This window comes from Geobacillus jurassicus NBRC 107829, assembly GCF_001544315.1.
In the GTDB taxonomy this organism is placed as follows: Bacteria; Bacillota; Bacilli; order Bacillales; family Anoxybacillaceae; genus Geobacillus; species Geobacillus jurassicus.
The window spans coordinates 1-10,009 of record NZ_BCQG01000082.1 but is presented as its reverse complement, the minus strand read 5'-3'; the positions used below and the strand labels follow the sequence as shown (position 1 = coordinate 10,009).

Genomic DNA, 10,009 nt, shown 5'->3' with positions numbered 1-10,009 from the left:
CGCTAAAGATTTGTTGCTTGACAGTTTGCCGGTTATCACCTATTGTGAATCGTGCTTATTTGTTTCTTTGGATCCAATCCAAACGAAAAAATGTTCAGTGTGTGGTGGTGAGTTGAAAAACAGTCCGTTGTTGCGACCAACGGGGTTTTCGCCTGAGAAAGGGATGGAGGTGAAGGAAGGAGATAGGGAGCAGGAATTCACCTATGCAGTTCCTCCTCAGTTACCTATTCCTGTGTCTGGCGAAAAACTAAGTTTGAAGGCTTATTCAGGTTCAGAGCGGCTTCAATATGCTAATGAGATGAACAAACAGCTTATCGTCATGAATAAAGGGACGGATCGACAGGAAGGATTCGAAATCTGCACGGATTGTGGGGCTATTTGGCCAGCAGGGGAGAGTGAACATAAATTGGCCCATGATGTACCTTACAGGTTGAAAACACATCTTGGTCAAAGGGATAGCCGCTGTAGAGGAAGTATTATGAAAGTGTTTCTTGGGAATATATTTAACTCTGATTTATTACTATTGCGGATGAGTTTTGATGAAAAAGTCGATTTTCACCCGAATCATCAATGGGTTCATGACGGTTTGAAGACGATTGGCGAGGCGCTCGTATTGGCTGCAAGCCGGGTATTGGACATCGATTATAATGAGTTACTGTCAGGATATCGCATTCTTCCATTAGAGACAAAAAGTCCACAACATCTGTATCAAGCCGATGTTTACCTGTTTGATACTTTATCCGGAGGAGCGGGGTATTCACACATTGCAGGGGAAATGCTCCCTGATATTATTAAAATGGCAAGGGAAATTTTGCATGAATGCGAAAACCATTGCGAGACATCTTGCTATAAATGCTTAAGACATTACTCCAATCAATTTTATCATCATCAGTTAAATCGTTTTGTCGCCCTAGAGTTGCTTGATTATATCGTTAAAGGTGAATTGAAGGCATTAACATTAACGGAACAACAAAAAGTGTTGGCCCCCATTAAGCGCATGTTAGAAATACACAATGAAAAATTCGAGGAATTCGAAGAAGGGGGACGATATCTCATTAAAGTCAAATCGAAAGGGAATCGCTTAATTGGCGCAAAAAATAATATAGAAAGGATGTTGGTATGCGCATACAGCCAGCCTGCTATTGCGTATGTTTCGGCTTATGAAGTTTTGCATGATTTGCCCAATGTATATTTAAATGTTGTAGAAGGCAAACAACAGTTGCTCGTTTGAGGACGGTTAGAATCAATGCTAATCGCTCAAAAAGAGGAATGGATTTATTTAGGATATACTCAACTCACGCAACGCCACGGCCCATGTGTATAACGAGGAAGACTATGAACAGATTAAAGACCGAATTGTATCACAATATGTTCATGAAATCGAAGCGCTGCTGGAAAACATCCAAAAAGAAGTGATCGACCGTGATCTATGGAATTAGCCCGACCGTGTTTGAACGGCTGATGGCGTATTTCGCTGGCGAAGAAGACATTCAAAAAGTCGTTTTGTTCGGCTCGCGGGCGCGCGGCACGGCCCGCTCCAATTCCGACATTGACTTGTGCATCGATTACATCGGCAAACAGAAGTGGAAAATCAGAGAGGATATTGACGACATCGTTGGCATTTACTCGTGTGATGTTCTCTTTTTCGACGCGCTGAACGAAGACATCAAGCGTCAAATCGAGCGTGATGGGAAAACGATTTATGAGAAAGCTTTGTCGTGAGCCGCACCCCCTTTGCGTCCAGGGCGGTCTGCTCCGCGGCTAGGGAGCGGCCGTCTTTTTTTGCGTCCCTACGGTTGCCTCGAGCAGACGGGCCGTCCATTTTTCCGGAACGGCTTGCATGTGAGGCAAGTATGGCCCGTTTTTTCTTGCATCGAAAGCGCCGTCATCGGTACAATGAAGTCGGCAAACATTGGCAAAGGAGACGGCGCGATGAAAATCGGCTATCGGACATTGAAAACGGCGGTGGGGGCGGCGCTGGCGATTGCCATCGCTCAGCTCATCGGTCTTCATAACTTCGCTTCCGCTGGCATTATCGTCATCTTATGCGTCCAAGTGACGAAAAAGCGGTCGCTTGAGACCGCCCGGGCGCGTTTTGCGGCGTGCGTCGTCGCGATCGGGTTTGCGGCGTTGTTTTTTACCGTCTTCGGCTATCATCCGTGGACGATCGGGCTGCTGCTTCTTTTGTTCATTCCGGTGACCGTCCGTCTGAAAATAAACGAAGGCATTGCGACAAGCTCGGTCATTATTTTGCATTTGTATGCGGCCAAGGAAATCACGTGGGGATTGGTCGCCAATGAGATCTTGCTGGTGGCGGTTGGCATTGGTGTGGCGCTGCTTATGAACATGTACATGCCGAGCGTTGAAAAACAGTTGAAGGCGTACCAGGTCGTTGTCGAAGATTTGTTCCGCATCATTTTAAAAGAAATCGTCCGCTACTTGCGCACGAATGAACTCGATTGGGACGGCAAAGAGCTGCCGCTCGCCGCGGAGGCGCTCGACAAAGCGAAAAAACTCGCCATGCGCCACGCCGACAACCAATTATGGCGGAATGAAGATGAATATGTCCGCTACTTCCGCATGCGTGAGCGGCAGTTGGAAATCATCGAGCATATGCTTCCGCTTGTGACGTCGCTTACGTACACGGTTGAGCAGCGGATGATGATCGCCGATTTTATCGATGAATTAAGCGACGCCATTCACCCGGGAAATACGGCGGACCGTTTTTTGCGGCGTCTTGCCGAGATGCGCGAACAGTTTAAGGCGATGCCGCTGCCAAAGACGCGCGAGCAGTTTGAAGAGCGAGCGGCGTTGTTTCATTTAGTGCGGGAATTGGAGCGATATTTAATCATTAAAAGCGAATTTCATCCCGGAAGCGAACCGAGACGGCGGCTTGAAAAGTCGGTGATTTAATCGGATATAGAGCTTCACAGCAGTGTTTTCCAAATTGAAAAACCTTGCAACATCGCGTTTTTTTCCACGATTCCTCATGGATCGAGGAAATGGATTGTCTTTCACCAGTCTTTTAAGGCATGAAAACGGGGCATATGTCCATCCGTTTTGGCGCACACTATGGCCAAACATCAGTAAAGGATGAAATTCGTATGCGGATACGGTTGGCCATTTGCCTAGCGACGATGATCGTGATGTTGGGGGTGCCTTTCCAGACGGCGGCGGAGGCTAAGCCGCTTGTGATTGTGAACAAAGCGATCAATAAGCTGGCGCTCGTCCGCGACGGCCGCATCGAAGCCGTTTATCCAGCGGCGACCGGGGTGAACGCGGCGTTGACGCCGGAAGGAATGTTCACCGTGACGGTGAAGGCGAAAAACCCGTATTATCGGAAAAAGAACATTCCGGGCGGAGCGCCGAACAATCCGCTCGGCACAAGGTGGATCGGCTTTGACGCGCGCGGGACGGACGGGCGCACGTACGGCATTCACGGCACGAACAACCCGGCGTCGATCGGCGGATACGTTTCGCAAGGCTGTGTGCGCATGCACAACCGCGATGTCGAGCATTTGTATGAACGGGTGCCGATCGGCGCCCATGTGCTCATTCTCCGCAGCAATGAATCGTTTTATGCCATCGCCAAACGGTACGGCGCCGTCCAATAAAAAACGCAAGCTTCCGGTTTCGGAGCTTGCGTTTTTTACGCCGAAGCGCGGTTAAAACCACATGCTGATGCCGGCGAGGAGCGTCGTCAGCAGCATGCAAATGAGCATTAAATATACGACAAACTTTTGCGTTTTGCGCGACAACGGTCCGTCCTCCTTCCCGTCCGCTGTTCTAGAAGGCCGGTGAAAAACGATTATTTTTGTCAAATCGATGGAGTTCGTCGGGGAAGAAGAGCTGATTTTACAAGACTTCTCAACTTGAGAAGGGCCGGTTTTGAGCTGTTTCATGAAATCACCGGCCTTCCAAGTCTATTGTAACGTCAAAATAGAAGGGCGGACAAGGAAAAATAAAAGAAGGATTTTTTGTCGAAACGGCGAATTATAAATTGTTGGCCTCATCATTTTGCAGCAAAGGGGATCAAGACGATGCAGGTGAAAAAAGTCGACCATATCGGCATCGCTGTCCGCTCGATCGAGAAAGCGCTTCCGTTCTATACGGATGTGCTCGGCCTGCCGTTTCTCGGCATTGAGGAAGTCGAGTCGGAACAGGTGAAAGTGGCGTTTTTGCAGGCTGGCGAGGCGAAACTGGAGCTGCTGGAGCCGCTGTCGCCAGAGAGCGCGGTGGCGAAATTTATCGAAAAGCGCGGCGAAGGGATCCATCACGTCGCCCTTGGCGTCGATGATATCACCGAACGCATCCGTGAGCTGAAAGAGCGCGGCATCCGCATGATTCAAGATGCGCCAAAACGCGGCGCCGGCGGGGCATGGGTTGCCTTCATGCATCCGAAATCGACCGGCGGCGTGTTGTACGAACTTTGTGAACGGACGAACCGAACGGAGGGACACCAATGAGCGACATGTACGACAAAATCAACGAACTGTATGACCGTCGCCGCGAAATCGAGCTTGGCGGCGGCGATGAGAAAATTGAACAGCAGCACGCGAAAGGGAAGCTGACGGCGCGCGAGCGGATTGACTTGCTTTTGGATGAAGGAACGTTTGTCGAACTCAATCCGTTCATCGAGCACCGCTGCACCGATTTTGGCCTGGGGGAAAAGAAGGGGCCGGGTGACGGGGTTGTGACCGGCTACGGGAAGATCAACGGCCGCACCGTGTTTGTGTTCTCGCAAGATTTCACCGTCTTCGGCGGGGCGCTCGGGGAAATGCATGCGAAAAAGATCACGAACATCATGGATTTGGCGGCGAAAACCGGGGCGCCGGTCATCGGCTTGAACGATTCGGGCGGCGCCCGCATTCAAGAAGGGGTCTTGTCGCTTGACGGGTACGGGCACATTTTTTACCGCAACGCCATTTATTCCGGCGTCATCCCGCAAATTTCCGTCATTATGGGGCCGTGCGCCGGCGGGGCCGTCTACTCGCCGGCCATCACCGATTTTGTGTTCATGGTCGAAAAAACGAGCCAAATGTTCATCACCGGCCCGAAAGTGATTGAAGCGGTGACCGGGGAGAAAATCAGCGCCGAAGATTTAGGCGGCGCCCGCGTGCACAACACGATCAGCGGCAACGCCCATTTTGCGGCGGCCAATGAAGAAGAAGCGCTCGCCGAGGTGCGGCGGCTGCTTGGCTATTTGCCGTCCAACAACAACGAAAAGCCGCCGTTTGGCCCGATTCCAGACGGGGACGACTACCGCCCCGATTTGGCCGATGTCGTGCCGATTGACGCCGTCCGCCCGTACGATGTGCGCCACGTCATCGCCCAAGTCGTCGATGACGGATCGTTTATGGAAGTGCAAAAAGATTTCGCCAAAAACATCGTGATCGGCTTTGCCCGCATCAAAGGCGAAGTGGTGGGGCTTGTGTGCAACCAGCCGAAGTTTATGGCCGGAGGGCTGGACATCGACTCATCCGACAAGGCGGCGCGGTTTATCCGCTTTTGCGATTCGTTCAACATCCCGATCATTACGTTTGAGGATGTCACCGGCTTTTTCCCGGGCGTCAAGCAGGAGCACGGCGGCATCATCCGCCACGGGGCGAAAATTTTGTACGCCTACTCGGAAGCAACGGTGCCGAAAATTACGGTCATTTTGCGCAAAGCGTACGGCGGCGCGTACGTTGCCTTAAACAGCAAATCGATCGGCGCCGACGTCGTCTATGCGTGGCCGAACGCCGAAGTGGCCGTCATGGGGCCGCAAGGGGCGGCGAACATCATTTTCGCGAGCGAAATTGAAAAAAGTCCGAATCCGGAAGAAACGCGGGCGCAAAAAATTGCCGAATACCGCGAGAAATTCGCCAATCCGTACGTCGCCGCCAAATACGGCATGATCGATGACGTCATCGACCCGCGCGACACGAGAATCAAGCTCATTCAGGCGCTCGAGATGCTTCGCCATAAGCATGAGGAGCGGCCGAAGAAAAAGCATGGAAATATTCCGCTGTAAACGAACGGGGCCGAGGGGCCCCTTTTTTGTTTCGGCCCTTCATTTTCGCACGGGGATTCATGTATGCCAGGCTCTTTCTAATGCCGTGCTTTCCCATCGCTCACCGGATTTTTTCGCCTATATACGGACCCGACATTTGATCCGGCAGTCCGCGCCGATACATGTCGAGCGCGTCCGTATGCGCCTTGGGCGTGCGGATCGTTCCGGCGTCCGGTTGGCTCTTGGCGGAACATTTCGGTATACTTGAGGTGGAATACAGAAACAGGAGGAAGAAAGCTATGGTCAATGAACAACGTCTTGTCGACGAATTTTTAGAGCTCGTGCAAATCGACTCGGAAACGAAGCATGAAGGCGACATTGCGAAGGTGCTTAAGCAAAAGTTTGAAGCGCTCGGCCTTGAGGTGATCGAAGACGATGCCGCCGCGAAAACGGGGCATGGGGCGGGCAACTTGATTTGCACGCTCGCGGCGACAAAAGACGGGGTGGATCCGATTTATTTCACGTCTCATATGGATACGGTCGTGCCGGGCAAAGGGGTGAAGCCGTCGATCCAAGACGGCTATGTCGTCACGGACGGGACGACGATTTTAGGCGCGGACGATAAAGCGGGCTTGGCGGCGATGTTGGAAGCGATTCGGGTGTTGAAAGAGCAAAACATCCCGCACGGCGTGATCCAGTTTATCATCACCGTCGGAGAAGAGTCGGGGCTTGTCGGAGCGAAGGCGCTGGACCCGTCGCTCATTCAAGCGAAATACGGCTATGCGTTGGACAGCGACGGAAAAGTCGGCAACATCGTCGTCGCCGCGCCGACGCAGGCGAAGCTGAAAGTGGTTGTGCACGGCAAAACGGCTCATGCCGGCGTCGCACCGGAGCGAGGGGTTTCCGCCATTACGATTGCGGCGAAAGCGATCGCGAAAATGCCGCTCGGTCGCATTGATGAAGAAACGACAGCGAACATCGGCCGCTTTGAGGGCGGCACGCAAACGAACATCGTCTGCGACCGCGTCGATATTTTAGCCGAAGCCCGCTCGCTTGTCCCAGAAAAAATGGAAGCCCAAGTGGCGAAAATGAAAGAGGCGTTTGAAACGGTCGCCGCGGAAATGGGCGGCCGCGCCGATGTCGAGGTGGAAGTGATGTACCCGGGCTTTAAGTTCAGCGACGGCGACCATGTCGTGGAAATCGCCAAACGGGCGGCGGCGAAAATCGGCCGGCCGTGCGAGCTGCAGCGAAGCGGCGGCGGCAGCGATGCCAACATTATTGCCGGGTTCGGCATTCCGACGGTCAACCTCGCTGTCGGTTACGAAGAAATTCATACGACGAACGAGCGGATGCCGATTGAAGAATTGGTCAAACTGACGGAAATGGTCATTGCGATTGTCGAAGAAGTCGCCAATGCCGAATGAGCATCCGGGAGCTGGATGCTCTTTTTTCTTCGGGTACTGAAATCTGGTGAACATTCGGCTGGAATCGGCCGATAAAAAAAGCAGGCAGGATTTCCATCATGAGAGAGGTGGCGGGGGAATGGACAAATATGTGGTCTTTCGCGTCGAGCGGGAACAGTACGCCGTTTCGATCGCGTATGTCGTCTCGATCGAGAAAATGATGGCGCCGACCGCCGTTCCGCATATGCCGGACTATATGGCCGGTGTCGTGCGCATCCGCGGCGAGCTCGTGCCGGTGCTCGATATGCGGAAGCTGCTGTACGGCCGGGCCATCGAAGAAACGGACCAGACGCGTCTTGTCGTCGCTGCGGTCGATGGGCTGTCGGTCGCGTTTATCGTCGATGAGGCGAAGGAAATCGCTGATATTGAGCCTAGGGCGATTAAACCGCTTCAACTGATGTCGGCGGAGCGCACGCCGTATTTAGTCGGGATGGCGGCAATGCCTGACCGGCTGTTGACGGTGCTTGACCCGCGCGTCTTGTTCAACCATTTGGACGAAGCGGAAGAGATTAAAGAGCAGGTCGCTGCAGCCCAATTGGATCAGTCGGTATAGGTGTTTGCCTATACCGTTTTTTCTTCCGCGCATATCCTAACCATGGAAATGAACTTCAAATCCAAAGGAGGCGCATTCCATGGTTCGACCGTTCGGCCCATATATGGGCGGCTTTTACCCGCCTTACTATGGCGGCTACGGCCACTATCCGTATGGCTACTATCCTTATTGGCACGGAGGCTACGGCGGCTATCACCACTTTCCATACGGGATGCATGATGGCCACTATCCGTTTTCACCGTACGGCTTCCCGCACTATGGAGGCTACTAATCATGAGGGGCGTTATACGCCCCTTTCCATATGAACATGTCAAGCAAAGCTCGTCGTGCAGCCCCGTTCCTAAATCGGTTTAGAAAAACTTGCAGGCAAACGCAAACGTATGGTATGTTGTTTGATGAACAAACCAAAACGGAAAGGGACGTTGGACAATGGCGAAACAGCAAATCGGCGTCATCGGACTGGCGGTCATGGGGAAAAACTTGGCGTTGAACATTGAAAGCAAAGGCTATTCGGTGGCGGTGTACAACCGTTCGCGCGAAAAAACGGACGAGTTTTTGCAGGAAGCGAAAGGAAAAAACATTGTCGGTACATACAGCATCGAAGAATTCGTCAGCGCCTTGGAAAAACCGCGGAAAATTTTGCTGATGGTGAAAGCGGGAGCGCCGACGGACGCAACGATCGAGCAGCTGAAGCCGCATCTGGAAAAAGGCGATATTTTAATTGACGGCGGCAATACGTATTTTAAGGATACGCAGCGCCGCAATAAAGAACTCGCTGAACTCGGCATTCACTTTATCGGCACGGGTGTCTCCGGCGGCGAGGAAGGGGCGTTGAAAGGTCCGTCGATCATGCCGGGCGGGCAAAAAGAAGCGCATGAGCTCGTGCGCCCGATCTTTGAAGCCATCGCCGCCAAAGTCGATGGCGAGCCGTGCACGACGTACATCGGTCCGGACGGCGCCGGGCATTATGTCAAAATGGTGCATAACGGCATCGAATACGGCGACATGCAGCTGATCGCGGAAGCCTACTTCCTGCTCAAACATGTGCTCGGCATGGATGCGAACGAATTGCACGAAGTGTTTGCCGACTGGAACAAAGGGGAATTGAACAGCTACTTAATCGAGATCACCGCTGACATTTTCACGAAAATCGATGAAGAGACGGGCAAGCCGTTGGTCGATGTTATTCTGGACAAAGCCGGGCAAAAAGGAACGGGCAAATGGACGAGCCAAAACGCCCTTGATTTGGGCGTGCCGCTGCCGATCATCACGGAATCGGTGTTTGCCCGTTTCATCTCGGCGATGAAAGACGAGCGCGTGAAAGCAAGCAAAGTGCTTGCAGGCCCAGCGGTGAAGCCGTTTGAAGGCGACCGCGCCCACTTCATCGAATCGGTGCGCCGCGCGCTTTATATGAGCAAAATTTGCTCGTACGCCCAAGGGTTTGCGCAAATGAAGGCGGCTTCTGAGGAATACAACTGGAACTTGCGGTATGGCGATATCGCCATGATCTTCCGCGGCGGTTGCATTATCCGCGCGCAATTTTTGCAAAAAATTAAAGAGGCGTACGACCGCGATCCAGAGCTGCCGAACTTGCTCTTGGATCCGTATTTCCAAGACATTGTCGAACGCTACCAAGACGCCTTGCGCGAAATCGTCGCCACCGCGGCGATGCGCGGCATTCCGACGCCAGGGTTCGCAAGCGCCCTCGCCTATTACGACAGCTACCGCACCGCGGTGCTCCCGGCCAACTTGATCCAAGCGCAGCGCGACTACTTCGGCGCCCACACGTACGAACGCGTCGACAAAGAAGGCATTTTCCATACGGAATGGTTGAAATAAGCGAAAAAAACCCTTAGAGCCGTTGGTGACTCTAAGGGTTTACATATATCTGGCTCTTCACCACAAAGTGTACTTGACAAATAAAGACGATCATGATAGAGAAAATCAAAACAGCATTTTTCCTTTTAATACCATACGTCTCTTTGAGCAACATTGCTATCA

General features: G+C 52.5%; 11 protein-coding genes. 10 read left to right on the top strand and 1 reads right to left on the bottom strand.

What is annotated here, in order from left to right; all coding sequences use genetic code 11:
- From GJ1_RS16500 to GJ1_RS16485, 4 genes are all read left to right on the top strand, one after another.
- A partial coding sequence (locus GJ1_RS16500; RefSeq protein ID WP_157068405.1) for an MrfA Zn-binding domain-containing protein occupies positions 1–1,231 on the top strand: 1,231 nt, incomplete at its 5' end.
- A 230-nt stretch (positions 1,232–1,461) separates the two neighbouring features.
- Positions 1,462–1,722 (top strand): nucleotidyltransferase family protein, encoded by a 261-nt coding sequence (locus GJ1_RS16495; protein WP_066234816.1) that lies wholly within the window; start codon positions 1,462–1,464, stop codon positions 1,720–1,722.
- A gap of 210 nt (positions 1,723–1,932) precedes the next feature.
- Positions 1,933–2,913 carry an aromatic acid exporter family protein gene (locus tag GJ1_RS16490; RefSeq protein ID WP_066234810.1) on the top strand — a complete coding sequence of 327 codons (981 nt, stop codon included), beginning with the start codon at positions 1,933–1,935 and terminating at the stop codon, positions 2,911–2,913.
- A 191-nt stretch (positions 2,914–3,104) separates the two neighbouring features.
- Entirely contained in the window at positions 3,105–3,614 is a 510-nt protein-coding gene (locus tag GJ1_RS16485) for a L,D-transpeptidase (protein ID WP_066234807.1), read from the top strand.
- Between the two features lie 51 nt (positions 3,615–3,665).
- Here the strand turns inward: GJ1_RS16485 and prli42 are convergent, their stop codons facing one another.
- Entirely contained in the window at positions 3,666–3,758 is a 93-nt protein-coding gene (prli42, locus tag GJ1_RS18460) for a stressosome-associated protein Prli42 (RefSeq protein ID WP_012820630.1), read from the bottom strand.
- Between the two features lie 282 nt (positions 3,759–4,040).
- Here prli42 and mce point away from each other — a divergent pair, with 282 nt between their 5' ends.
- The 6 genes from mce (at position 4,041) to gnd (ending at position 9,847) form a co-directional block, all read left to right on the top strand.
- Complete coding sequence (mce, locus tag GJ1_RS16480) at positions 4,041–4,466, top strand: methylmalonyl-CoA epimerase (protein ID WP_044730908.1); 426 nt, start codon at positions 4,041–4,043, stop codon at positions 4,464–4,466.
- Positions 4,463–6,013: an acyl-CoA carboxylase subunit beta gene (locus GJ1_RS16475; protein ID WP_066234804.1), complete on the top strand. Its 1,551-nt coding sequence runs from the start codon at positions 4,463–4,465 to the stop codon at positions 6,011–6,013. Before mce ends, GJ1_RS16475 begins: the two co-directional genes overlap by 4 nt.
- A gap of 278 nt (positions 6,014–6,291) precedes the next feature.
- Positions 6,292–7,416, top strand: coding sequence for a tripeptidase T (locus GJ1_RS16470; protein ID WP_066234801.1), 1,125 nt, complete (start codon positions 6,292–6,294; stop codon positions 7,414–7,416).
- 118 nt (positions 7,417–7,534) lie between these two features.
- Positions 7,535–8,008: a chemotaxis protein CheW gene (locus GJ1_RS16465; protein ID WP_066234798.1), complete on the top strand. Its 474-nt coding sequence runs from the start codon at positions 7,535–7,537 to the stop codon at positions 8,006–8,008.
- 79 nt (positions 8,009–8,087) lie between these two features.
- Positions 8,088–8,279, top strand: a complete 192-nt coding sequence (locus GJ1_RS16460) for a hypothetical protein (RefSeq protein ID WP_013144812.1) — start codon at positions 8,088–8,090, stop codon at positions 8,277–8,279.
- A 158-nt stretch (positions 8,280–8,437) separates the two neighbouring features.
- Positions 8,438–9,847: an NADP-dependent phosphogluconate dehydrogenase gene (gnd, locus tag GJ1_RS16455; protein ID WP_066234796.1), complete on the top strand. Its 1,410-nt coding sequence runs from the start codon at positions 8,438–8,440 to the stop codon at positions 9,845–9,847.
- The last annotated feature ends 162 nt before the right edge of the window (positions 9,848–10,009 follow it).